The 25086-nt window shown below is 59.2% G+C and carries 22 protein-coding genes and 2 pseudogenes; 10 read left to right on the forward strand and 14 right to left on the reverse strand.

The features are described from left to right. Positions 1–74: 74 nt before the first annotated feature. From mhpT to IF189_RS14185, 7 genes are all read right to left on the reverse strand, one after another. Positions 75–1283 (reverse strand): 3-(3-hydroxy-phenyl)propionate transporter MhpT, encoded by a 1209-nt coding sequence (gene mhpT, locus IF189_RS14155; protein WP_192553539.1) that lies wholly within the window; start codon positions 1281–1283, stop codon positions 75–77. 85 nt (positions 1284–1368) lie between these two features. Then, a complete protein-coding gene (dmpG, locus tag IF189_RS14160) occupies positions 1369–2379 on the reverse strand; it encodes a 4-hydroxy-2-oxovalerate aldolase (protein ID WP_192553540.1) in 1011 nt (336 codons plus the stop codon). A gap of 10 nt (positions 2380–2389) precedes the next feature. After that, positions 2390–3325 carry an acetaldehyde dehydrogenase (acetylating) gene (locus IF189_RS14165; RefSeq protein ID WP_192553541.1) on the reverse strand — a complete coding sequence of 312 codons (936 nt, stop codon included), beginning with the start codon at positions 3323–3325 and terminating at the stop codon, positions 2390–2392. A gap of 12 nt (positions 3326–3337) precedes the next feature. Continuing rightward, positions 3338–4126 carry a 2-keto-4-pentenoate hydratase gene (gene mhpD / locus IF189_RS14170; RefSeq protein WP_134826867.1) on the reverse strand — a complete coding sequence of 263 codons (789 nt, stop codon included), beginning with the start codon at positions 4124–4126 and terminating at the stop codon, positions 3338–3340. A gap of 14 nt (positions 4127–4140) precedes the next feature. Then, positions 4141–5019, reverse strand: coding sequence for an alpha/beta fold hydrolase (locus IF189_RS14175; RefSeq protein ID WP_134826868.1), 879 nt, complete (start codon positions 5017–5019; stop codon positions 4141–4143). A gap of 16 nt (positions 5020–5035) precedes the next feature. Next, positions 5036–5989, reverse strand: a complete 954-nt coding sequence (mhpB, locus tag IF189_RS14180; protein WP_192553542.1) for a 3-carboxyethylcatechol 2,3-dioxygenase — start codon at positions 5987–5989, stop codon at positions 5036–5038. Position 5990: 1 nt separating this feature from the next. Further along, positions 5991–7649, reverse strand: coding sequence for a bifunctional 3-(3-hydroxy-phenyl)propionate/3-hydroxycinnamic acid hydroxylase (locus tag IF189_RS14185; RefSeq protein WP_192553543.1), 1659 nt, complete (start codon positions 7647–7649; stop codon positions 5991–5993). A gap of 135 nt (positions 7650–7784) precedes the next feature. On the opposite strand from IF189_RS14185, the gene IF189_RS14190 reads away from it, so the two are divergent. Further along, positions 7785–8579 carry a DNA-binding transcriptional regulator gene (locus IF189_RS14190; protein ID WP_192553544.1) on the forward strand — a complete coding sequence of 265 codons (795 nt, stop codon included), beginning with the start codon at positions 7785–7787 and terminating at the stop codon, positions 8577–8579. A 579-nt stretch (positions 8580–9158) separates the two neighbouring features. Here the strand turns inward: IF189_RS14190 and IF189_RS14195 are convergent. The 4 genes from IF189_RS14195 to IF189_RS14210 form a co-directional block, all read right to left on the reverse strand. Beyond that, a complete protein-coding gene (locus IF189_RS14195; RefSeq protein WP_134826873.1) occupies positions 9159–9392 on the reverse strand; it encodes a hypothetical protein in 234 nt (77 codons plus the stop codon). Between the two features lie 135 nt (positions 9393–9527). After that, entirely contained in the window at positions 9528–11015 is a 1488-nt protein-coding gene (locus tag IF189_RS14200; protein ID WP_134826874.1) for an aldehyde dehydrogenase family protein, read from the reverse strand. A 201-nt stretch (positions 11016–11216) separates the two neighbouring features. Then, positions 11217–12038, reverse strand: a complete 822-nt coding sequence (locus IF189_RS14205; RefSeq protein WP_192553545.1) for a molybdenum cofactor biosynthesis F family protein — start codon at positions 12036–12038, stop codon at positions 11217–11219. Between the two features lie 85 nt (positions 12039–12123). Then, positions 12124–12780, reverse strand: a complete 657-nt coding sequence (locus IF189_RS14210) for a helix-turn-helix transcriptional regulator (RefSeq protein WP_192553546.1) — start codon at positions 12778–12780, stop codon at positions 12124–12126. 232 nt (positions 12781–13012) lie between these two features. Here IF189_RS14210 and IF189_RS14215 point away from each other — a divergent pair, with 232 nt between their 5' ends. The 4 genes and pseudogenes from IF189_RS14215 to IF189_RS29145 form a co-directional block, all read left to right on the forward strand. Beyond that, on the forward strand, positions 13013–14182 hold the full coding sequence (locus IF189_RS14215; protein WP_192553547.1) for a p-hydroxyphenylacetate 3-hydroxylase oxygenase component: 1170 nt from the start codon (positions 13013–13015) through the stop codon (positions 14180–14182). Positions 14183–14255: 73 nt separating this feature from the next. Next, positions 14256–15206: a p-hydroxyphenylacetate 3-hydroxylase reductase component gene (locus IF189_RS14220; protein WP_192553548.1), complete on the forward strand. Its 951-nt coding sequence runs from the start codon at positions 14256–14258 to the stop codon at positions 15204–15206. 579 nt (positions 15207–15785) lie between these two features. Beyond that, positions 15786–16001 (forward strand): annotated as a pseudogene (locus IF189_RS29140) (PAS domain-containing protein); the annotation flags it as partial. 105 nt (positions 16002–16106) lie between these two features. Next, positions 16107–16289, forward strand: a pseudogene (locus tag IF189_RS29145) (methyl-accepting chemotaxis protein); the annotation flags it as partial. 83 nt (positions 16290–16372) lie between these two features. Here the strand turns inward: IF189_RS29145 and IF189_RS14230 are convergent. Continuing rightward, positions 16373–17701, reverse strand: coding sequence for a hypothetical protein (locus IF189_RS14230; protein ID WP_192551736.1), 1329 nt, complete (start codon positions 17699–17701; stop codon positions 16373–16375). A gap of 279 nt (positions 17702–17980) precedes the next feature. Between IF189_RS14230 and IF189_RS14235 the strand changes: the two genes are divergently transcribed. The 5 genes from IF189_RS14235 (at position 17981) to IF189_RS14255 (ending at position 23099) form a co-directional block, all read left to right on the forward strand. Then, positions 17981–19480 (forward strand): APC family permease, encoded by a 1500-nt coding sequence (locus IF189_RS14235; RefSeq protein WP_134826881.1) that lies wholly within the window; start codon positions 17981–17983, stop codon positions 19478–19480. Further along, positions 19461–20060 carry a DUF3156 family protein gene (locus tag IF189_RS14240; protein ID WP_134827120.1) on the forward strand — a complete coding sequence of 200 codons (600 nt, stop codon included), beginning with the start codon at positions 19461–19463 and terminating at the stop codon, positions 20058–20060. The genes IF189_RS14235 and IF189_RS14240 overlap by 20 nt, the downstream gene beginning before the upstream one ends. Positions 20061–20159: 99 nt before the next feature. Then, positions 20160–21122 (forward strand): transcriptional regulator FeaR, encoded by a 963-nt coding sequence (gene feaR / locus IF189_RS14245; RefSeq protein WP_134826882.1) that lies wholly within the window; start codon positions 20160–20162, stop codon positions 21120–21122. A 99-nt stretch (positions 21123–21221) separates the two neighbouring features. Then, on the forward strand, positions 21222–22442 hold the full coding sequence (locus tag IF189_RS14250; RefSeq protein ID WP_192551737.1) for a multidrug effflux MFS transporter: 1221 nt from the start codon (positions 21222–21224) through the stop codon (positions 22440–22442). A 54-nt stretch (positions 22443–22496) separates the two neighbouring features. Then, entirely contained in the window at positions 22497–23099 is a 603-nt protein-coding gene (locus IF189_RS14255; RefSeq protein ID WP_134826884.1) for a TetR/AcrR family transcriptional regulator, read from the forward strand. A gap of 148 nt (positions 23100–23247) precedes the next feature. Here the strand turns inward: IF189_RS14255 and IF189_RS14260 are convergent, their stop codons facing one another. Together IF189_RS14260 and IF189_RS14265 are read right to left on the reverse strand one after the other, a co-directional pair. Beyond that, positions 23248–23613: a cupin domain-containing protein gene (locus IF189_RS14260; RefSeq protein ID WP_192551738.1), complete on the reverse strand. Its 366-nt coding sequence runs from the start codon at positions 23611–23613 to the stop codon at positions 23248–23250. Between the two features lie 32 nt (positions 23614–23645). Next, positions 23646–24944, reverse strand: coding sequence for an NAD(P)/FAD-dependent oxidoreductase (locus tag IF189_RS14265; protein ID WP_134826886.1), 1299 nt, complete (start codon positions 24942–24944; stop codon positions 23646–23648). Between the last annotated feature and the right edge of the window lie 142 nt (positions 24945–25086).

Genomic DNA, 25086 nt, shown 5'->3' on the forward strand with positions numbered 1-25086 from the left:
GAACAGGGTTGTGTTCAATTCAGGGTTATGGAACAACCCCGTACTGTTCTTGCGCGGGGTTCGAAAAAGGGGGGTTAGTCGACTTGAGCGCCGTTGCGCCGTACCGACAGGTAGAACATCGCCAGGGCGGCGATGACGATGCCCGGTGCCGAAGCCATCATCACCCCGGTGGTGCCGGTGCCTAGTGCGAGCATTTTGGCGGCGACCAAGGGGCCGCTCATGGCACCCAGGCGACCGATGGCGACGGCGCTGCCGACGCCTGTCGCGCGGATCGACGGACGATAGAAGTGCGGTGCCAGGGCATACAGCACGCATTGACCGCCGGTGGCAAAGAAACCGGCGACGAAACCGGCTGCCAGCATGCTTTCCCACCGACTGGCCAGACCCAGAGCTATCAGTGAACCGAGAATGCCGACGTAGATCAGCGCGGACAGGGCCCAGGCCGGCAACCGGTCCATCACCCAACCCAGCGACAAAGTGCCGAGGGCCGCGCCAAACTGCAGTGCCAGCATGACCCAACTGGCCTGGCGGCCGCTGAAGCCCTGGCCGACCAACAGGCTGGGCAACCAGTTGATCAGGATGTACACCACCATCAGGGTGAAGAAGTAACTGACCCAGATCATTAGCGTCGGCAGCGCCGCTCCTTCTTGGAACAGACCCCGGACCACTCCGGTCGGGGCAGATTCACGGGCGTCGCGAAACTGCGTCGACTCCGGCAGATATAGCCCCAGCAGCGGCACGATCAACAGCGGCACCACGCCACCGACGTAGAACACCACCTGCCAGCCTCCGGCGAGCTCAGCGATGCCGATGCTGGCTGCCAGCGCCGCACCCAGCGGCACGCCGCAGTACATCAGGCTGACGGCAGTGCCACGCAGACGCGGGCCGGCCACTTCACTGGTCAGGGCGATCAGGTTGGGCAGGGCGGCACCGAGCCCCACGCCGGTGAGGCAACGGGCAATCATCAAACTGTTGAAGTCCCAGGCCATGGCCGTGATCAGGGAGAACAGCCCGAACAGTGCCACCGAGGCCATCAGTACCCGTTTGCGGCCGATGCGATCGGCCAGCAGGCCACCGAGGAATGCACCGGGCAACAGACCGAAAATCCCGGCGCTGAAGACCCAGCCCATGTGCAGTTTGTCCAGCTGGAAGGCTGCCGCCATGCCTTGGGCGGCGATCCCCGAGGCTTGCAGGTCGAGACCTTCCATCAGGGCGACGAGGAAGCAAAGACTAATGGTCCGTGCCATGTACAGCGTGGTGGTTGTCACGTTCAGCGATGTCATGGGAAGTACCCGTTTTATTGTTGTAATGGGCAAAGCAGAACCGACCGACCGCTGCGTGGACGGTCGGCCGGGGGTGGTACAGGGGTCAGCGTTTGAGCAGGTCCAGCGCGACGTCGACGATCATGTCTTCCTGGCCGCCGACCATGCGCCGCTTGCCCAGCTCGACAAGAATGTCGAGGGTCTTGAGGCCGTATTTGGCGGCGGCAATTTCGGCGTGGCGCAGGAAGCTGGAGTAGACCCCGGCGTAACCGAGGGCCAAGGTTTCGCGATCGACCCGCACCGGGCGGTCCTGCAACGGACGCACGATGTCGTCGGCGGCGTCCATCAGGGTGTAGAGGTCGGTGCCGTGGTTCCAGCCCAGGCGCTCGGCGGCGGCGATGAACACTTCCAGCGGCGCATTGCCGGCGCCGGCACCCATACCGGCGAGACTGGCGTCAATGCGGTCGCAGCCTTCCTCGACAGCGGTGATCGAGTTGGCCACGCCCAGCGACAGATTGTGGTGGGCATGCATCCCCGTCTCCGTTTCCGGTTTCAGAACGGCTTTGAAAGCCCGGAAGCGCTCGCGAACGTCCTGCATGTTCATCGCACCACCGGAGTCGGCCATGTACACGCAGGTCGCGCCGTAGCTTTCCATCAGCCTGGCCTGCGCGGCGAGCTGCTCGGCCGGGATCATGTGGCTCATCATCAAAAAACCGACGGTGTCCATGCCCAACTCGCGGGCGTATTCAATATGCTGTTTCGAGACATCCGCTTCGGTGCAATGGGTGGCGATGCGCACGACTCGTGCTCCGGCGTTGTAGGCGGCCTTGAGGTCATGCACGGTGCCGATACCGGGTAACAGCAAGGTGGTGATCTTCGCGTGCTCGATCACGTCGGCGACCGCTTCGATCCATTCCAGATCGGTGTGTGCGGCGAAGCCATAGTTGAAGCTCGACCCTTGCAGGCCATCGCCGTGGGCCACCTCGATCGAATCGACCCTGGCCTTGTCCAGTGCGCGCGCGATGTCCTGAACATTTTGCAGCGAGTACTGATGTCGGATGGCATGGCTGCCGTCGCGCAGGGTCACATCGGAGATGTAGAGTTTTTTGCCGTTCATGAAATTCTCCTCAAGCCTTTTGCATCGACTGCGCCATGCGCTCGGCGGTAGCCAAGGCAGCGGAGGTCATGATGTCGAGGTTGCCGGCGTAGGCGGGCAGGTAATGGGCAGCGCCTTCGACTTCGAGGAACACCGAAGTCTTGAGCCCGGAAAATTGTCCGAGGCCCGGAATGTTCAGTGGCGCGTGTTCTGGAATCACGTCGAACTGCACTTTTTGCTTGAGGCGATAGCCCGGCACATAGGCTTGCACTGCCGCCGCCATCTCCTCGACGGAAGCCTCTATTTGCGCCTGATCGGCGGCTTCGGACAGCACAAACACGGTGTCGCGCATCATCAGCGGCGGCTCGGCCGGGTTCATCACGATGATTGCCTTGCCCTTGGCTGCACCGCCGATCACTTCAATGGCCCTGGAAGTGGTTTCTGTGAACTCGTCGATGTTGGCACGGGTGCCGGGGCCGGCGGATTTACTGGCGATCGAGGCGACGATCTCGGCGTAATGCACCCTGGCCACCCGCGACACCGCCGCGACCATAGGGATGGTCGCCTGGCCACCACAGGTCACCATGTTGACGTTTGGCTGAGCCAGATTCTGTTCCAGGTTGACCACCGGCACGCAATACGGGCCGATGGCTGCCGGGGTCAAATCTATCAGGCAGATGCCGGGTTTGACCGAGCGCAAGAACGCATCGTTCTTCACGTGGGCGCCAGCCGAGGTAGCGTCGAAAACAAAATCGATGTTCTTGAACTCGTCCATGCGCACCAGGCCTTCGACACCCTCGTGGGTCACTGCCACACCCATACGCTGGGCGCGGGCGAGGCCGTCGGAGGCAGGGTCGATGCCGACCATCACCGCCATTTCCAGATGCCTGGCGTTACGCAGGATCTTGATCATCAAATCGGTGCCGATGTTGCCCGAGCCGATGATCGCGACTTTGAGTTTGTTCATGGTTGTTGCCCCTTATGCAAAGTCGACCGCGACACGACCGATACCGTCGATCTCGGCTTCAAAACGGTCACCGGCAGCGACCGCGACCATCGGCCCGAGTGCGCCGGTCAGAATGATGTCGCCGGCGCGCAGCGGATCGCCCAGGCGGGCCATGGTGCAAGCCAGCCAGACGGCAGCGTTGAGTGGATGTCCCAGGCATTCGGCGCCGCTGCCGCTGGATACTTCCTCGCCGTTGCGGGTCATGCGCATGGTGGCTGCCTGCAGGTCGAGGCCGTCGATCTGGCGGGTGCTTTCGCCGAGGACGAAACAGCCACTGGAGGCGTTGTCGGCCACGGTGTCGACGAAGCGGATGTTCCAGTTCTGGATCCGGCTGCCGACGATTTCCAGCGCCGCAGCGACCCAACCGGTGGCGGCCAGTACATCGGCAAAAGTGGTCTCGGTGCTCGGCAGGTCACGCTCGAGGATCAGGGCGATTTCCGCCTCGATCTTCGGCTGCATCACGCGACCGATCGGTACACGGTCGTTGTGGTCATAGCGCATGTCGGCGAGCAGGGTGCCGAAGTCAGGCTGATCCACACCCAGTTGCTGCTGGACCTTGGGATTGGTCAGGCCGATCTTCCGGCCGATCACGGGGTTGCCATTGCCCACCGCGTGAGCAATGTTCAGGCGCTGGATGGCGTAGGCGGCGTCTGCATTGTCTTCGCCGATCAGTTCGCGCAAAGGCGCGATGGCTTCGCCGTGGGCCTGGGCCTGGCGCAGGTCGCTTGCCAGTTGCTCCAGTGTGGCTTGAGTCAGGGTCATGGTGGCCTCGGTCATCAATGGGTCAGGAAATCCAGCACCAGGCGGTTGTAGGTGTCGGCGTGTTCCCACTGGGCCCAATGGCCGCAACGGTTGAACACGTGCAGTTGCGCGTCGGGCAGGCCGGCCAGCAGGCGCAGGCCGGTGTCCATCGGCACGAAGCGGTCCTCGCGGCCCCAGACAATCAGGGTGCGGGCCTTGATCTCGTGCAGGCGATGGCTGAAGTCCGGGAACTGCTTGGGGTTCAGGGTGCTGCTCTTGACGAAGTTATCCAGGTGATCGCGGCGCGCCAGGATGTTGTCCAGGCGGGTCTGGAACATCGCGTCGGTGATGCTGCTGGCGTCGAAGACGAAGACGTTCATCATCTTCTTCAGGTTCTCGATGGTCGGCTCGCGGTACAGCGCGCCGATCAGCTTGATGCCCTCGGTGGGTTGCGGGACGAAGGCGCTCGGGCCGCCGGTGCCGCCGCCCATCAGGATCAGTTTGCCGATGCGTTGCGGGTAGGCGAGGGCGAACGCCACGGTGCTGTGGCCGCCCATGGAGTTGCCGATGATGTGCACGCGGTCCAGGTCCAGCACGTCGATCAGGCCTTTCAGGGCGCGGGCATTGAGGTCCGAGCGCGAGCCATCGCAGACCACCGGATCGCTTTTGCTCCAGCCAGGACAGTCCATCAGGATCACCCGGTAGCCGGCGTTGACCAAAGGCTCGATGTTGCAGTGAAAGTTGGCCCAGCCGCTGGCACCGGGACCAGAACCGTGGAGCATGACCACGGTTTCGGCGCCCGGATTTTCAGGGATTGGACTGACATCGTTGTAATGCAGTTGCAGGTCCAGGTCGCCTTCCTTGATGCGGGCAAAGCGGCTGGTGGAAGCTTCGGTGAATCCAGTGGCAGTCATGGCAGTTCCTCGAAATTCAGTGATGGTTGTGCTGTGGTCGTGCGCCGAGGCTGGCGAAGCCGGCGATCCATTCAGGGATCGGTCGGTAGTAGCGGTCTTCGGCCTGGTACGGGCCGAAGGTGGAGAGGGCGGCGAACGCCGCGACCCAGGTTTTCACTTCGTGGGTGGACTTGCCGGCCAGTGCCGACAGTTCGTCATTGCCCAGCCCATCGAAATCGCTCAGGCGACCCTGTTCGAGACTGTCGAGAAAGCCCTGGTCCCAGGTCGGGTTGAGCGGATGCAGGCAGTGCTGGTCCTGAACGAAATCCCTCGCGGCCTGGATGACCCGGTCCTGGCGGGCCAGGCGCTCATCGGCAGGCAGATCACGGCCGCTCCCCATCAGTCGGTCCGCCATGCGCGCATCGACCTTGGCCAGCTCCGGCACCGGAGGCTGGTGCGACAAGCCGCCGGAGGCCAGAAACAGCACACGTTTGTTCAACGTTTTAGCCCATCGACCGATGGCCTCGCCTAGCAAGCGGGCACGCTTGAAGCCGGGCAGAGGGACCGCCACTGAATTGATGAACACCGGGATTACCGGACAGCCTTGCAAACCGCCAAGCAACAATTCCAGTGGCTGAGCGAAGGCATGGTCGACCTGCATGCAATACGAGACGGCGGTGTCGACCCCGGCATTGAGCACCGCCTGGGCGCACGATTCAGCCAGCGCCTTGGGCACGTCGAGTTCACCGGCAGCCGTGCCGAAATCGCCGATTGCATGGGCAGCCATACCGATGCAGAACGCCGGCATCACGTCGTAGAAAAAGCCGTTGTAGTGGTCCGGGCCGAACAGCACGATCAACTCCGGGGCGAAGCGGGCAATACGCTCACGGGCCGCGGCGGTCATGCCGTCAATTTCGGCCAGCACCTGCGGTTCGGGGTCGACGAACCCCACCAGCGGCGTGTGGGACATGCAGTGCAGATAAGCGCTCATCTCAGGCCACCTTGCTGGCGACGAAAGTCGCGGCCGGTTGCGGCAGAGCCTTGAGCGCAAGGATCAACTGATCGCAGGCCTGACCCACGGTTTGCGGAATGGCCAAACCGGCAACAAAACGGTCCGGGCGTACCAAGGCGATGGACGAGGCACCGTGGGCGAACCACTCGCGGATCCGGCCGGTGCTGTCACCGACGCGAATCACGCCTTTGCCGGCATCGCTGGCGGCCTTGAGTTGGACGTCCGGCAGCACCTGAATGAAGCGCGTACCCAGCGCCTGCCACTGTTCGATTTGCGCAGCCGAAAGGCCCCAGGTCGGATCGCAGCCCCAGGCAATGATTGCGAAATGCTTGCCGATCACTTCATCGAGCAGCAGCCGCTCGCCGGCTTCGGTGAGCACCTGCGGCTGGATGAACATTTTGCCCACCGGCGAGGCGCTGTCTTGTGCGGCGATCAGTGCGCCCTTGGTGTATTGCGGCATCGGCTTGAAGCGCATTTCCAGGAAGAAGCGTTTGACCGGCGGCAGATAGTTCAGCAACCAGGACACGCCATCGCGTAAGGTGCCTTGCCAGCGCTTGGGCGGCGCCAGTACGTGACCGGCGAGCACTGACAAATCGATCATTGCCTTGGCGTGGTCGCGACGTTCCTGTTCGTAGCTGTCGAGCAGGCTATCGGCGGCCAGGCCTTGGATCACCATCGCCAGTTTCCACGCCAGATTGGAGGCGTCGCGCATGCCGCTGTTGTAACCCTGGCCTTGCCAGACCGGCATGATATGCGCGGCATCGCCGGCCAGCAGCACCCGACCCTGACGGAAACGTCCGGCCAGACGGGCGTTGTGGGTGTAGACGCGGCTACGGATCAGCTCGATGTGGTCCGGGTTGGGCAAGACTTTGCCGAGCAGCTTGCGCATGTTTTCCGGTTTGCTCAGCTCGGCTTCCGTCTCTCCGGGCATGACCATGAACTCGAAACGCCGAACGCCATGGGGCAGGGCAGCGGAAACGTAAGGACGCACCGGGTCGCAGCACAGGTAAACGTGAGGAGTGCCCAGCGGATCGTTGGCGATATCGACCACGATCCACTGGTTCGGCGCGGTCTTGCCTTCGAAGCTGATATCCAGGCTGCGCCGCACCAGGCTGTTGCCGCCGTCGCAACCGATCAGGTAGCGGGCATTCAGGCGCTCGCCGCGACCGTTTTGATCTTTGAGGTTGAGCACAACAGCGCTGTCGCTTTGTTCGAAGCTCTCCAGTTCGCGATTGAAAAGCACTTTGACGTTATCGAAGCGTTGCAGGCCGTCGAACAGCACGCGGTCGGCCAAGGGCTGGATGAAGGCGTTGCGTCGTGGCCAGCCGAATTCATCGGTCTTGGGCTGGATATCGGCGAAGCAGCGACCCTTGGGAGTAAGGAAGCGCATTGCGTGCCAAGGGGTGGTGTGGGGCAGCACGGCGTCGGCCAGGCCCACCGCCTGAAAGGTACGCAAGCTTTCATCGTCCAGGCCAATGGCGCGGGGGTAGTCGATCAGGCTGTCGAGTTTTTCCACCAGAGTGACTTTCACGCCACACTGGCCAAGGTAATTGGCGATCATCAAGCCGACGGGACCGGCGCCGACGATGGCGACGTCGGTGCTCAGCTCCAATGGGGTAGGCGTGGGTGCAGAACTCATGGATATCTCCCTACAGCGCTTTTGGATTTCTTGTTGGGCGCAGTATGGAAATGGTCGGGCTGGTCGACAACGACAACCCTTGTTAGTGTGCACCAGGTGCACAACGTTGATTTACAAGCAGAACGGAGCGATTCGATGAGCGAGACCGAATACAAGGCCGTGCGTGGATTGATGCGCGGGCTGGCCCTGATCAACGGCCTGAATCGCTTCGACGGCGGCGCCAGCACGGCTCAACTGGCCGAGCAGAGTGGGCTGCACCGCACCACCGTCAGGCGCTTGCTGGAGACCTTGCAGGCTGAAGGTTACGTGCGGCGCAGCGAGTCCGACGACAGCTATCGGCTGACCCTGAAAGTGCGGGAATTGAGTGAGGGTTTTCGCGATGAGCAGTGGATTTCCTCCATCGCGGCACCGCTGCTGGGCGAGCTACTGCAAGAGGTAGTCTGGCCCACCGATCTGTGCACCCTGGACGGCGACGCCATGGTGATTCGCGAGACTACCCATCGCTTCAGTCGCCTTTCGTTCCACCGTTCCATGGTCGGGCGGCGCCTGCCGTTGCTGATGACCGCCACCGGGCGTGCCTACTTCGCCTTTTGCCCGCCGGCCGAACGTGAAGAACTGATTGAGTTGATGATCAGCCGCGAAGACGAGCAATCCGCGCTGGCAGCGGACCGGCGGTTTGTTGAGCGATTGGTTGAGCATACGGTAAGCAAGGGATACGGAGAAAATAACTCCCACTGGGGCCAGGAGCGCAAGATCGCCGCCATCGCCATTCCGATCACCCATGAGGAGCGGCTAATGGGCTGTCTGAACCTGGTGTACATCGCCAAGGCGATGTCGGTGGAGGAAGCGGCTCGGCGTTACCTGCCAGCGATGCACAGTGTGGTGCGAAAGATCCAGGTTAAGTTGGGTGGCGAAGGTGAATGTGTCTAGTTATCCGTTTTTTGAGGTGCCCAGCGATGAATGGGCTGGCGCAGTGGTTCAAGCAGCTCGTTCAATTTTGAGGCTGAAGGCTGAAGGCAAGATAAGCCAGCCATTCACAGTGGAATCGAGTCGAAAATGTACCAGTTAGCGGGTCGGCCTACGGCTCAGATAATTTTTGAGTTAAAGCTGCTTATCCAAGTCAATACCATCACCGTTATAGAGTCTCTCTACTAGACCAGCCCTGCGAATCGGCACCACTACAGTTTGGAAACAGCGCGGCCAGGGCGCCGAAGATTTCCGCTACTTTGAACGGGCTGTAGTGGGTCAACATCACGCCGCCGCTGCCAACGCGCATGCGTGGCACTGGTAATGCGGACGATGAGGATCTCGGGGGCAGTGCCCGCGAAATGGATGCTGTCGTGATATTCCCCGAGCAAGTACCTGAAATAACCGACGGCCTCGCCTGCGGAGCGGTCGCCGTGGATGGGGATTGGTCGATAACGGTCAGTTTGAGTGTCACGGCATCATTCCTCATGCCGTGACGGCTCAATCATTGTGGCAGCAGTGGGATGGCCGGGGTGGCCTTCCTCAGTTTTTGGCTTGTTCGGGTTTACGGGTTTGCGTGGGCAGTCGATCCAGGTTTACGGCTTTGGTGTCCTGGCTGGCCACTGCCTCGTCATTTTTCCGGGCGGTGGCTTCACGAGCTTGTGTCAGGAGCACTTGTTGTCGTGCTGCAACGCGATCACCGCCATCCTGTGCAAAGGTTTGGCTGGTCGCAATCAGAAGAACGGGCAGCAGAGCAAGTGTGCGGAATTTCATCATTGTGATCTCAAGTTAGGAAAGCGCGCCTTAGGGCGCTGGCTCGCATACTGAGATCTGATGATTAACGCGGCATTATTATCGATAAGATGTTAATGATAGGTGCTCGCCGCCGTCTCTTGGGGTCGTCTCGGGTGATCAGTACCTAATCATGACTGACTTGAGCTCGGTGTAGTCGTCGATGAACGCGGCTCCGAACTCCCGGCCGATGCCGGAGGCTTTGATGCCGCCGAAAGGCACCGCCGGATCGAGCATCGTGTGCATGTTGACCCATACAGTGCCTGCCTCAATCTCCGGAATAAGCCGCAGGGCCTTGGACAGGTCGTTCGTCCAAAGGCTGGCGCTCAGCCCGTAAGGTGTGCTGTTCATCAGGTGAAGCAGCTCGTCTTCGGTGTCATAGGGGAGAAAGGTCGCGATGGGGCCGAACGTCTCCTCGTTCAGCAGCGTGTCGTTGACCGAGTTCGCCAGAATGATGGTGGGTTCAACGAAGCAGCCCGGGCCGTCGGGGATATTGCCGCCGTGAATGATCGTGCTTTTCTCAGCGCGGGCGGTTGCGAAGAAGCCGGCCAGTTTCTGCTGGTGCTGTTTGTTGGTGACCGGGCCGAACTGGGTTGTTTCATCCAGCGGAGAGCCGATCTTCAATGCGCCGAGGCGCTGGGAGAGCTTGTCCATCACTGTTTCGATTTGCGAGCGGTGGACAAAGAATCGCTCGGCGGCGGCGCAGATCTGTCCGGAGTGCAGGAAGCCCGCTTCGATGATGCCGTCGGCCGCTTTGTCCAAATCGATATCACGCAAGAAACCCACGGAGTTTTTGCCGCCCAGTTCAAGGGTGGCGCGGGTGAGTTTCGCTTCCATCGCACCTTTGCCCACGGCGATGCCGGTCGGCACGGAACCGGTGAACGAGACCTTGTCAGTGCCCGGGTGTTCGATCAGGGTTTTACCGACCCGGCCAGAGCCGGTCACCACGTTCAACACACCGGCTGGAACACCGGCTTCGATGGCCAGCTCCGCGATGCGCAGAATGGTCAGCGGGGTGAACTCGCTGGGTTTGATGATGATGCTGCAACCAGTGGTGAGCGCCGATGCGAGTTTCCAGATCGCAATCATCGTCGAGAAGTTCCACGGCACGATCCCGACGACAACGCCGATGGGCTCGCGCAGGGTGTAGGCGCTGTAGCGCTCACCGGCAAAGGACGGCAGCGACGGGGTGATGGTTTCTCCGGTGATCTTGGTGGCCCAGCCCGCGTAATAGCGCAGGAAGTGCGCCGCCTGATCGACTTCGAAGGCGCGGGAAATCTGGATGATTTTCCCCGACTGGCAGGTTTCGATCTGGGCCAGTTCCTCGCGGTGCGTCTCCATCAGGTCAGCCAGTTTGAACAGCGCTGCCGCCCGTGCGGCGGGGCTGGTGCGGGACCAGACTTGAAAGCCCTGATTGGCTGACACCACGGCATCGTTGATATCTGCGTCGGAGGCGTCACTGACATGAGCCAGGACTTCACCATTTGCCGGGTTGATGACGCTGATCTTGTTGGAAGACGTGCTTTGAACGTGGCGTCCGTCGATGAATAGGCCGTGGTCACGGCGCAAGAACGCGGTGACGCTTGGGAGAAGGGCGATATCGCTCATGCTGGCAGCGCTCCAAAGAGGATAAGCAGGCGGCCAGGGGCAGCCTGCAAACAGTTTCAGTCGCTTGGAGGTTACGCTCGCAACTGCCGGTATTCATGATTGTGGCTGCCACGGATATGACTCTCTTTGCCATGTCTGGACAATCGTCATGCCGAGAGTTCTAAAGCCGCCACAGCATCGCTGAGCGTAACGCTTAGATGCTTAATCGGCGTCGTACTTCGTGACGTTGAGCACATCGCAGTAAGAGCTGACCGGGAAGTTTGAAAGGGTGGTGAAGTCGCCGTCTGCGTAGCCGAAAATCTTGCCGTCGCTGCGATGCTGCTGCATGTCGATGAGCACCAGACCCAGCGTCGGGACGATCTTCTCACGCCAAACGAACAGGTAAAGCTGATCGGCGATTTTGTAGTAATGACAGCGGTCGGTGTCGCACAGGCCCGCTTCCACGCCCTCAAGGCATTGCCAGCTGTAAAAGCGCGAATTCAGGTATACGTGCTCATAAACTTCCGTCGGGCTGTATCGATACCGGTTTCGCAGCCCCACCAGTTCTTGGGTCTCGACGTGAGGGCAAGCACCGGGCTGCCAAGGCCGATCCAGCGTGCCATGGAGGAAATCGACGGTGACACCGGTCAAGGGTTTGTCCGCCAGGGCTTTTTTGTACAGCCCTTCGTTAATCGTGTCGGCGTCAGGCAGGTGGCCGATCACGGCAGTGAACGACTGGGTTTTGGTGTCGAGCACCATGCTGATGGAATATTCGGACCCGCTCTCGTGCTTGATGAAGTCTACCAGGTAGAGTCCGGGGCGAACTGAGGTGGCGCGGTACGGTGCGCTCCCGCTGGAGTGTCCATCGGCAGCGTGCCAGTGCACTTGCTGAGCATCGAAGCGATGAGCGATTTCCCAGCCGTTGGCAAAGTTGAGGGTGAACTGCATTGCTGCCAGGTCAACCGCATTCGGCAAGATGAATGCCTCAGGGGCAAAGCCGTCGGCCAGTGCTCCGACGGTGATCCAGGGGGTGGTGGCTGTCATTGTTATGGACCTTGCGTGATGAACGGAGAGTTCATGATGGATGTCCGCCCCAGGTCCGGGTATCCACCAGATGGTGGAGGCAGCGTTACAGGAACAGTCTGCTGACCAGTTCGGTGCGATTGCTCACGCCCAGTTTCCGGAACAGATTCAATAGATGTGTCTTGACCGTCGCGAGTCCCATTTGGAGGTCGCAAGCGAGTTGTTTGTTTGTGGCTCCCTGGCGCAACAATAAGGCTATTTGCTGTTCTCTAGGTGTGAGGAAGTCGAGTTCTGGCTCGACGGGTAGATGCGCTACAGCGATTTCCAACAACCCCTGTAATCCGGCGAGGCATGTTAAATGTGCTTCTGTGAACGGGCCTTGGGCACTGTTGCGCATGAGGGAAATGGCGGCTCTGGGCGCGGTGTTGGTGTAGGCAATGACCTCGACCACATCGGCCACTTCATAGTGTTGCAAAAAACGGCGGTAGTGACGGCAGTCACTGCGCCGCTGATCACGCATGGCTCGTTGTAATGGAACCACGGTGTGTCCAATAGCCAGGCAATGGTGCGGTTGCAGCGGATCCAGGGGCCGGTAGTTGTCCAGGTAGTCGCGGTGCATCGTGGCGCTCAGTGCATGCAGATGGAAGTCTTGGGCCTGGAGCTTGCGATCGATGTAATAGAAGGCGCCCTGGCTTTCCGGAATTATTTGAGTGACGGCGTGCAGGCAACGCTGCGCGACATTATCAAAGTCAGTCATGTGCATGGTGGTTCTCCCGCGACAAGGTAAGTTCAAGCGTAGAGCGATTGTGGCGAGGTCGTCTTGTCTATGGCTGCCATTTGAGTTTATGGGACTTATCCACGCTTGCTTGGTCAACTTGATGTGGTGCGGGTAAGTCCATGGAAAGTGCAATTTTCCTTCTGGAAGTTGCATTTTGGGGCTCGGGGGCAGTCGGCATACTGGGCTCATGAACTCCAATAACAATGAGCGTCTTTCCATGAAAAAGCCAAACCCTCTGCTCGAAGACCTGAAGTCAATCCTGCCTGCCATTGCCGCCAATGCGGCGTTTGCCGAGCTTGATCGCTCTGTGCCTGCGCAGAACATTGCACTGCTCAAGAGCATTGGCATGCACCACGCCCTTCAGCCGAAGAAGTACGGCGGGCTGGAAATTTCTCTGCCCGAGTTTGCCGATTGCATTGCCTTGTTGGCCGGCTCTTGTGCCAGCACGGCATGGGCGATGAGCCTGTTGTGCACCCACAGCCATCAGCTCGCAATGTTCTCGCCCGTGCTGCAAGAGGAAGTGTGGGGTACCGACCCGGACGCCACCGCCAGCAGCAGTATTGCGCCCTTTGGACGCACCGTTGAAGTAGAGGGTGGAGTCACATTTTCTGGCGAAATGGGCTGGAGTTCGGGTTGCGATCACGCGGAATGGGCCATCATGGGATTCCGTCGCAAAAACGCCGAGGGTACCCAGGACTACTGTTTTGCCGTGCTTCCACGCAGCGACTATGAAATCCGCGATGACTGGTTTGCCGTTGGCATGCGCGGGAGTGGCAGCAAAACGCTGATCGTCAACGAAGCGTTTGTTCCCGAGCATCGCATCCAGAAAGCCAAAGACATGATGGAGGGCAAGTCGGTCGGATTTGGCCTGTACCCGGACAGCAAGATCTTCTTTGCGCCGTATCGTCCGTACTTCGCCAGTGGCTTCTCTACCGTCAGCCTGGGCGTGGCGGAACGCATGCTGGAGGTGTTCCGCGAAAAAACCAAAAACCGCGTGCGTGCCTACACCGGCGCAGCGGTGGGCGCCGCTACTCCTGCATTGATGAGACTCGCCGAGTCGACTCATCAAGTGGCGGCGGCCCGGGCGCTACTGGAAAAAAGCTGGAACGAGATCGCCGATCACAGTGAGCGCCACACCTATCCGAGCCGCGAAACCCTGGCGTTCTGGCGGACCAACCAAGGTTACGCCACCAAAATGTGCATCGAGGCTGTGGATCGGTTGATGGCCGCTGCGGGTGGTGGTGCCTGGTTTGAAACCAATGAGCTTCAGCGCTTGTTCCGCGATGCGCACCTGACCGGTGCCCATGCGTACACCGACTACGACGTGTGCGCCCAGATTCTGGGTCGTGAACTGATGGGGCTTGAGCCCGATCCGACCATGGTTTGATCGACGGCCTGTCGATTCCGTTCTCTCATAAAAACAATGAGGGCTGGCCCATTTGTCAGCCCAGGAGATACTTATGTCTAGCGCCTCTGAAACAGTTGAACAGGTACCCTTCGACGCCCGCGCATTCCGTCGTGCATTGGGTAATTTCGCCACCGGTGTCACGGTGGTCACGGCCGCCACCGCGTGTGGTCGCAAGGTCGGTGTGACCGCCAACAGCTTTAACTCGGTTTCGCTCGATCCGCCTCTGGTTTTGTGGAGCCTGGACAAGCGTTCGACCAGTCACGAAGTGTTCGAAAGCGCCTCGCACTTTGCGGTCAACATTCTGGCAGCGGATCAGATTGACTTGTCCAATAACTTCGCTCGCCCGAAAGAGGATCGTTTTGCCGAGATCGAGTTCGAGGCAGGCGAGGGCGGGGCGCCAGTGTTCGCTGACTGTTCTGCGCGTTTTCACTGTGAGAAGTACCAGCAAGTGGACGGTGGCGATCACTGGATCATGATCGGGAAAGTGGTGGCATTCGACGACTTCGGTCGCTCGCCGCTGCTGTACCACCAAGGGGCTTACTCCATGGTCTTGCCGCATACTCGCATGACCAAGCGTGAGGAAGGGCAGCCGCCCAGCAGCCACTTTCAGGGGCGCCTGAGCCACAACGTTTACTACCTGATGACTCAGGCGCTGCGGGCATATCAGGCCGGTTATCAGCCTCGCCAACTGTCGACAGGATTGCGCACCAGCGAGGCACGCATGCTAATGGTGCTGGAGAACGACGCTGGCCTGCCGGTCGCGGATCTGTTGCGGGAAGTCGCAATGCCGGCCCGTGAAATCGATGAGGCTGTCGCCAATCTCAAGCGCAAGGGGTTGGTGTGCGACGAGAACGGGCGCGTGCGCCTGACCGTCAAGGGCATCGATGAAACTGAGGCGTTGTGGACCATTGCGCGGGAGCAGCAGGACAAGGTGTTCGGTCAGTTCTCGGACGAGCAGATGGAAACCTTCAAGACGGTCCTCAAGGCGGTGATTGCCAGCTAAGCGCCGGTGGTCGGGAGCAGGCATGGACAGACAACTGCGATGGCAGCTGTGTTCAAGCCTGTACCCGGGCGAGGGCGTTACAACACGGCTATCCAGGACAGATAGCCAAACGGTGTGCAGATGTTCACGAAAACCACGCAGTGGGTCCAAGAGCTGACGGCAATCGTCAGGCGCATACACCGGGCCGAACCCACGCAACTCCATTCTACGAAGCTGGTGACACGGCACCCCCCATTGCTCGATGCTATCAACGAACTTGAAACCCTGTTTCTGGCGCATCGCTGCGCTGCCGAGGCGCAACGAGTTGCGCGTGTCGATCTTGAAGACGCGTTGTGTGTCTGCTGCGAAAACGTCGCACAGCTCACCGAGCGCAACGAACGGCTGCGCACCGATTATGCCTCGATAGAGAGCGCTCTAGCCGATTGCATGGGGCTTGCAGATCAGCACCGGTCGGACGTCCAGATATGGGAGTTGATGCAGTCAACTCTGACGGAAGGCCTGTGGGACATCATGGTTGTCCAAGGTGATCTTCAACATCCTGCCAGCCAGATGCGCATTTCCAATCAATTCAGGGTTTTGATGGGGTATACACAGCATGAGCTACCGGACGGGTGGGACAGTCAGGTGGGCATCACCCATCCTGACGACCTGAAAGGGATTCTTGCGGTCTTCAAACGGGAGATCGTCGCGCCCGGCGGCAGCGGCGAGTACGTGTTTGAGTACCGCATGCAGCACAAACTACGCGGTTATATCTGGTGCCGGGAGAGAGGGCGGGCGGTACGCGACCCTCAGGGGCGATTGACCCGGGTGCTGGGAGCCGTGCGCGATATCAGTGATGAACGCGCGGCACAGGCCAGTCATCAGCATGCGCGGTTGCAGAATCAAGCGACTTACGGGCAGATCGCGACGGTGGTGGGCGTGATCAAGACCATTGCCGAGCAGACCAATCTGCTGGCGCTGAACGCCGCCATTGAAGCTGCTCGCGCCGGTGAAGTGGGCCGAGGCTTTTCGGTGGTCGCCGATGAAGTGAAAAAGCTCGCCGACAGTACACGGCAGGCCACTCAGCAGATTCAGAGCATGCTTGCCGAACACAAGAAAGACAGTGTCTGAGGTTGCGTTGTTGCAGACAGTTGCGACGGGGCGATCGGTTGATCGCCCCGTTTTTATCAGAAGGGTACCGCCACCGTCAGTTGGCTATAAACGTTGGTGCCATTGCCACCTACTTGATTGCCACCGCTCGCCTCATCCTGTTTCGGTTTGTACAGGCCCAAGAGCGGCGTGATGATCAGATGCTCGTTGACCGCCCACTCGACGAACAGGTCGGTTTCCTGGCCGTCCAGGTTCAAGTTGCCCTGTTTGTGCAACGTTGAGTAATCAAACAGCAGGGCACCCACCGTGACGCCTTCCAGCGGGTGGACTTTCAAAGCCAGGTGGTGAATTCCTGTGTTGCTGTTGAACGGACCTGCGTAATTGGCGGCGACTTCGCCCTGGAACCAGGTGCCGTAACCGGTGCTATAGCCATTGAACATCGAGTCCCAGCCTTCTGAGTAGCGGCTGTAGCGATACGTGATGTCAGGTGCCCAGGGAGTGTCGGCAAAGGTGTAACCGGCTTCTGCGTACCAGGCTTTTTCGGCGCCCGCGTCTTTGTCTTGCCAAGCGTATTCAAATCCGAAATGCGCATTCTTGATCCCGGCATCACCGCTGCCTCGCAGGCTATAGATGTTCATGCCTGCACGCTGCTTCTGGAAGTCACTGGCGTAACGGTCGTCGACGTCGATGCCGTGAATATAGGTCAGGCCCAAGGTGCCAGGGGCGGCAGTGTAATCCAGCGTGCCTGCGGCCATTTCGGTATTGGCCTGGGCGTGGTTGTCCGATTTAAGCCACATCACGCTACCATGCAGCCCGTCTTTACCGCCCAGGCGAAGCACGGCAGTCTGATCGAACGCGTGGCGCGCAGCCAGGTAATAGGCACCTCCGCGATTGAGTGAGCCGTCAGCCGGCCCCTTGCCGAAGTTCAGGCCATCGTCGTTGATGATGAAGCCATTACCCAGTTGGATAATCTGGCGCCCGAACGACACATCGACGCCGTCCTTGCCCAGTACCGGAAACAGGTCGCCTGACTTCCAGCCAGCAAAGGCTTCATCGAACTTGGTGGTGCGTTCGCTACCGTCGGTCAACCCGGCGGCGTCGCCGTCTCCCCAGGTGCCGGAACTGACCAGGTTGGCCGTTCCGTAAACCGTGCCCAGCTCGCCAAACGTGTGATCAGCGCTTAGCCCGTACTTGATGAAGCCCTCCCGCCAGCTTGAGCCACCGATGGTGCCGTCGTAGTTCTTGCGGCTGTTGAACAGCCCGTAGACCGCAAGAAAATTCGCATTGACGTGCGTGTCAGCGTCCGAGTAAAGCTCATACGCGTCAGCCGATGGCGCTGTCAGTGCCGCCAAACTCATGCTTGCAGCGAAAAGAGCGCGCGAACAGTTCCTGGATGTGTGCCCCATTGTTATTTCCCCTGTTGTTTGGACACTGCTTGATGGCAGTGCCGCCATTAGCGGGGGTAGTGGGGGAGGCGTCTTTGACGACGCTGCCACGGCATTGACTCAGCTCGCCACACCCATTGCGTTGGCAGGCTGCTACAAAGCCTGCGGCAGCCACGGGCAAGACGATGTTTTTCGCGCAGAGCAAAGTGTCCGTCAGCGGTGACAGGAGCATCATGGATGGGCGGATATACAATTAGCTTGTCGCCATTACGCCAACCTTGACACAGAGGCATTTGCAAAATGTCGATCAACAATAAGCTCACAGAGCATCTGAATCGCGGAACGGTAGGCTTCCCGACCGCGCTGGCCAGTACAGTCGGTCTTATCATGGCCAGCCCCGTGATCCTCACCGCAACCATGGGGTTCGGTATCGGCGGCAAGGCGTTTGCGGTCGCGATGTTGATCGCGGTTGTGATGATGCTCGCTCAGGCAACGACTTTTGCCGAGGCCGCTGCAATTCTGCCCACCACTGGCTCCGTTTATGACTACATCAACTGTGGCATGGGGCGCTTCTTTGCAATCACCGGTACGCTGTCTGCTTATTTGATCGTGCATGTATTTGCCGGTACGGCCGAGACGATTTTGTCGGGCGTCATGGCTCTGGTGAATTTCGAGCATCTCAATACGCTTGCGGAGTCTGCCGGTGGCTCCTGGTTGCTGGGCGTGATCTTCGTGATCGGCTTTGGCATCCTCAATGCGTTTGGCGTGAGTGTTTTCGGACGTGCGGAAATCATCCTCACCTTTGGCATGTGGACCACTTTGATGGTGTTCGGTGTGCTGGGCCTCGTGGCGGCCCCGGCGGTGCAGCTCGATGGCTGGTTTGGCGAGTCGCTGGTCGGTTCTGACCCGATGACCATCCTTTCGCTGGTGGGTATGGCGATGTTCATGTTCGTCGGCTGTGAGTTCGTCACGCCGCTGGCACCGGACCTGCGCAGATCAGCGTCGGTGATGCCCAAGGCGATGTTGCTGGGGCTGATCGGGGTTGCGTCGTGCATGTTCATCTATGGCGCCGCGATGAAACGTCAGGTCGAAAACCTCGTTCTTGATCCGGCCACCGGTCTGCATTTGTTGGACACGCCGATGGCTATTCCGAAATTTGCAGCTCAGGTGATGGGAGATATCGGCCCGCTCTGGCTGGGCATTGGCTTTCTGTTCGCGGGGGCAGCCACAATCAATACACTGATGGCGGGCGTGCCGCGCATCCTGTACGGCATGGCGGTCGACGGCGCGCTGCCCAAAGTGTTCACTTATCTGCATCCACGCTTCAAGACACCGCTGCTGTGTATTCTTGTGGCAATGTTGATTCCATGCCTGCATGCATGGTACCTGGGCGGCAACGCGGACAACATTCTGCACCTGGTGCTGGCTGCCGTGTGTGCGTGGAGTACCGCCTACCTGCTGGTGACGCTATCGGTAGTGATCCTGCGCCTGCGCCGCCCGGATCTGCCTCGCGCGTACAAGTCGCCGTTCTTTCCGCTCCCGCAAGTCGTCTCCAGCGTCGGTATTTTGTTGGGCATGTGGTTCATCACACCGCCGGGCATGGACCCGGCCCAAGTCTATGTGCCTTTTGGTGTGATGCTCGGTGGTACCGCGCTTTACGCGTTGTTCTGGACGCTGGTGGTGCAGAAGGTCAATCCGTTCGTGCCAGCACGAGTCGAGGATGTCCTTGCCAAAGAATTCGCCATGGAACCGGGCATTCATCAAACTGAGCATTCTCAACATGTTGCTAAAGCTATCTGAATGGTTCGGCGCCCAGCGTGCGCCCACCGGCTATCGCCCCGGGGTCACGCTGGAGCATCTGCGCCGCAACCTCGCGCAAGATAGTTTTGAAGGCGTGGGGGCGGGGCGTGGGCAGTTTCGTTTTCGGTCTGACGGGCCGTTGATCCACGTCTGTGAAAAAACCGAATCCCAGTTGCTCATGCACGTGGTCAAGACTGAGTTTGAATTTGAGGTAGAGGCGTTACATCAGGGGGCAGGGTGTTACGAACTGCACCATACCGGGACGATTTCACGCACTGGCATTCGCTGCCGGCGCCTCAATGGTTCAGTCGACATTGGTGATGCGCTGTCCCGGGCGTTGATTGAAAAACCGGCACTGCGCGCGACGTTGATGCCGCTGGATTTCAAGCGGTTGACAATTCGCTGCGCTGAAGGGCGCTGGCACGTTGCGTTGGAGCATATGGGCGGTAGTGAAGTTGTTAACAGAATGCCGGCTTTTCGCCGATACATTGCTTTGTCAGCCGAGCAGAAAAATCACTTGATGCTGTCGATCCTTGCGCTTGATGAAGCGATTAAAGGGATTGGATCAAAGGTGGCATAAACAGTGCTTGCTCTACACGTTATGCATAACAGTTGCGTGACAATTGATAACATGTTAACAATTGCAGCACAAAAATAAGCATTACGTGTGGAGGTTTCTATGAGCACCCATGAAGCTACCCGTGACGGGCTGGATCGTTGGACCTCGACCATGCAGGCATTGTGTGGTCGTTTCGAAACACACTTGGCGTCCAACCTGTCGCTGTTCATTGGCGAGATTACGACTTGGTCGCACGGCGGGCTGTCGCTGGCGGGGATGCGCACCAATGCCGGGAAGATTGTCCGGTACGGCGATCATGCCGACTATGACGACGATGAGCATTGTTTTCTGGTCAGCCAGCGTTCGGGGCACTGTCAGGTCACGCAAGCGGGGGTGACAATTCAACTGGCACCCGGCGACATGATGCTGATGGATTCGGTGGGGCCATGCTCGATCATGCCGATGGGGTTGATCGATCATGCTTCACTGTCCCTGCCAAGGAGTCTGGTGCACAAGCAATTGCAGATCAGTGGGCAAGCCTTTGGCAAGGTTTCCTCCACTAAAGCCTGCGGACGCATACTGCATTTGCTCATGGACCAAGTGTGCAGGGGTGCAGATGGCAATGCTTATGCGCATACCCAAGGCGAAGCGTTGCAGAGCGCATTCATCACCTTGTTGAGTTCCGGGCTGGAGCAAGCTGAAGAGTGCACCGGTCCAGGCATGCTGGCCGGAATTGATCTTCGCGGGTATGTGCAGAAAGTCATCGATGAATCCCTGACCCAACCGAATCTCACCCCCGCGTCGCTCGCCGGTCGCCTGAACATTTCGGTGCGGCACTTGTACCGGCTTTTCGAAGAGCAAGGCGACAGCGTGTGCCGTTACATCCAGCGTGCGCGCCTCAAGCGCAGTGCCGATGATCTAGCCAATCCCTTCCTCAAAACTGAATCCATCACCTCAATCGCTTACAAGTGGGGGTTCACGGATTCGGCGCATTTCAGCCGCTCGTTCAAAAAGCAGTTCGAGCAATCACCCAAGGATTTTCGGGCTACCAGCTTGCATCATCCCTTGGTCGGCGCCGCTTGAGCCGCACCACAACGTGCTGACGACTTGACTGGGTTTTACGGCAATCGCTATGCTTATGCCTTCCTACCGACCGGTAGGTTGTAGAAAAGGAAGCATAGCGTGCCTGATCCATTGTTGAGTAAACCTCCCCTGAAATTTGCCGTGTCGCTGGCCGTCGTGGGCGCACTCGGACCTGCGGCCGTGGACATGTACCTGCCCAGCCTCCCGGAGATGGCCCGCGATCTGGCAACCGGTCATGCCAGCATTCAATTGACCTTGACCGTGTTTCTGTTTGCCATGGGATTCGGCCAGTTGTTGTTTGGGCCGTGCGTTGATGCGTGGGGGCGTCGTGGTCCGTTGATAGCAGGTTTGCTGTTGTTCAGCGGCAGCGCATTCGGTGCAGCACTGGCCTCCAGCCTGGAAGCATTGTTGCTGGCGCGCGGGTTACAGGGGTTGGGCAGTGCGCTGACGCTGGTAGTGATCATGAGCATGGTGCGCGATGTCAGTCAGGGCGTGCAGGCGGCCAAGCTGTTTGCTTTGTTGATGACTATCGAAGGCGTTGCACCGATCATCGCTCCTGCGGTCGGCGGGTTTATCGATGGTCAGGCGGGCTGGCGCGGTGTGTTGTTCACCCTCGCGGTCCTGGGCGTATTGGTGACGATCAACTCGCTGCTGTCGTTGAAAGAAACGCTGCCTGCCGAGCGACGTGAGCCGCTGAACATTCCCATGATTGCCCGAACCTACGCACGTATTGCCAGTGACCGACAGTTCCTGCTGCCCACGATGGCCGTTTCGGCGGTGTTTTTCTTCCTCTTCGCCTACATTGCCGGGGCAACCTTTGTATACCAGTCGGTGTACCAGTTGCCCGCCGCGCAGTTCGGCTTTCTCTTCGGCACCACCGGTATTGCGATTTTACTCGGCGCCATGCTTGCAGGGCGTTTGGTCAGTCGTCACGGGTTAGGGCGGATGTCGATCATCGGTGTCAGTTGCATTTTGCTGGGAGCCTGCCTGGCGCTGATCAGTGCCATGGTGGGCGCAGGCCTCATAGGCATTGTGGCGGGCATGGCCATTGCGCTGTTGGGGCTGGGCATAGCCGAAACCACGCTGATGTCGCTGGTCATGTCGTCGCAGAAGAAATCCCTGGGTTCTACCGCCGCCTTGCTTGGAGCGTTTCAACTGGGTATTTCCGCTTGCGCGACGCCGATCAGCGGGCTGTTGAGCAGCTTCGGTGCCGAGGCCTGGTGTGGCCTGCTGGTTGCCAGTGCCGCGACGGCATGGTTGCTGACGGCGCTCAGCGTCAGGCGCGCGGCAATGGTGCATTCGCTGTCAGTCAGCCATTGATCGATCGCTCAGCAGATGTTCCCCTTTACTCAATCTTGCTCCTGAGGAGAAACAATGAAACCGCTCAGCCCTTCGGCCGAACGTATCTGTGTCATCGCGATCACGCACTTTGCCGAACGTGGGTATGACGCGTCATCGCTCAACGATATTGCTGTTGCAGCAGGGATGCGTAAGCCTTCTTTGTACGCACACTTCGCCAGTAAAGACGCGCTGTTTGATGCGGCGTGGTCAATGGCCCTGGCCGGCGAACGAATCTACGTCGAGAGCTGTTTTTCTGAAACGGCCGATGATGAGACCGCGGGCAAGCGCTACACCCAATTGCTGTCCGAGCGTTATCAGGAGTCGCCTTCGCTGCGTTTTTTGCTGCGCACGGCATTCTTCCCGCCTGTCGAGCTAAGGCCCATTGTCAGCGCAGGGTTCGAGGCTTACCTGGAGCGCATGAGTGAACTCTTCAGCGCCAGCCTGGTTAAAAGCTACCCATTGCTACCGAGCGTTGAAGTGGCGATGTTCAAAGACGCCTACATTGCCGTCATCGACAGCCTTCACGTCGAACTGATCTACGGTAATTCGCAGGTCTTCGAGCGACGCCTGAGTGCGCTTTGGCGCATGCTGGGTGACTCGTTAAGCCTGGCCACGGGGGAGGTGGCCCGTGGATAACGAATCCATTGGTCTGCTGATTTGTGCCCTGATCATCACCAGCGGTGTGCTCATTCACTGGAAGGGCTGGCGGCCGTAACGCGTTTGCAGACATAAAAAAGCCGCTGGCATTATCCGCCAGCGGCTTGAGAGATCACGTCGTTATTCGTTAGACGACGGCGAAATAGTGCTTCACGAAGCTCTCGCTTACGATTTCCCACAGCACCGGGGTACCTTTGGTCACGAACCAGCTGTCACCGGCTTTGTAGACGCTGCTCTTGCCGGTGCTTTCGTCCGTCAGAATCAACTCGCCGGTGACCACAGTGGCGTGTTCGTTGAACGGGTAGGTCATGCGGAATTTACCTTGGGTGGTGCCAAAGTAGGCGGCGCTGATTGGATCGGTAGGGGCGCCGAAGGTCATTTTGCCGAAGGCTTTGACTTCGCCTTCCAGGATGGTCGAACCCAAGTCGGCCACGGTGCCCCAGGCATCGAGTTCGGACAGTTCAACGCCTTTCTGAAGTGTGGTAATGGTCATGGTAGTTTCTCCAGTGAGTAAGTAATGAGGCATCAACGACGGCCGTTGAAATAACCGGAAAGCTGATGCAGGCTTTTTCCTGCGGTCAGGATCAGGGGGCGGATGTGATCTTTGCCCAGGATCTGGGCGTGCTTGACCGAGCTGATCAGGTTGTAGCGCGACGAGCCATCGCTCATTCCCTCTGCCAGCACTTTGCAAATGATGTGGCTGGGGGTCACGCCAAAACCTGCGTAACCCTGAACGTAGAAGGCGTTGGGGCGGCCGCTCAAGGTGCCGATTTGCGGGAACAGGTTGGCGCCGGTGGCCATGGGGCCGCCCCACGCCAGATCGATCTTCACGTCTTTCAGGTACGGGAAAATCTTTAACATGAGGTTGCGATTCCAGGCTTTGAGGTCGAGCGGTATGTGCTCGACGAAAGGCGTCGCAGCACCGAACAACAAGCGATTTTCGTTGGTCACCCGGTAGTAATCGATTACCGGGCGGATGTCGCTGTAGGCACCGCGAATCGGGCTGATACGGTTGATTAGCTCCTCAGGCAATGGCTCGGTCATCATCTGGAAGGCGTAGGTGTTGAGCGTTGTCTTATGCAGTTCGGGTTCTAGCTTGTTGAGAAAGCTGTCGCACGCCCATAGCAGCTTGGCGGCTTTGACCGACCCACGACCGGTGCGCACGGTGATCTGCTCGCCGTACTTCACTTCCAGTGCGGGGCTGTGTTCGAAGATGCGGGCGCCCAGGCCGACCAGCGCCTGCGCCTCACCCAGCAGCAGGTTCAGCGAATGCACGTGGCCGCCACCCATGTGCAGCAAGGCGCTGCTGTAGGCGTTGGAGCCAATGATCTGTTTGACTTCGTTACCGGCCAGGTAGCGGATTTCATCTTTGGTGTTGATGGACTTGAAGTCGCGCTCCCAGGTTCGAAGGGTCTTGGCCTGACGCTCGTTAAAGCCCATATAGCCGTAGCCATGGCAGAAGTCGGCATCAATGTTGTACTTGGCGATACGGTCTTTGATGATGCCGGCGCCGAGTTCGCTGATTTCGAAGATTTCCCGCAGACCCTGCTCGCCGACGCTGCTTTTTATCTTCTCCAGGTCATGACCGATGCCTGCCATGATCTGTCCGCCGTTTCTGCCGGTGCCGCCAAAACCCAGATAGCGGGCTTCAAGCACCACGATGTTGGTCACGCCTTTTTCTGCCAGCTCCAGTGCCGTGTTGATGCCGGAAAAACCACCGCCAATCACTACGACCTCAGCTTCGATGTCGTTTTCCAGGGTTGGAAACGAGAGGTTGTATTTTTTAGTGGCGGAGTAATAGGTGGGCGTTTCGATAGTGATCATGGCGCAGCCTGAATAGTCGAACGGACGTGATAAACGGGCGTCTCTGGCGCCCAATCCCAAGGTGCTTATTAAGTTCCTAACGATCGGTAGGTGTCTTGATTTTGTCTGCCCTCAAAGTTGACCATGCCTGCCAATGGGAATG

The sequence above is a fragment of the Pseudomonas sp. IzPS59 genome, from assembly GCF_014863505.1.
GTDB lineage: Bacteria > Pseudomonadota > Gammaproteobacteria > Pseudomonadales > Pseudomonadaceae > Aquipseudomonas > Aquipseudomonas kribbensis.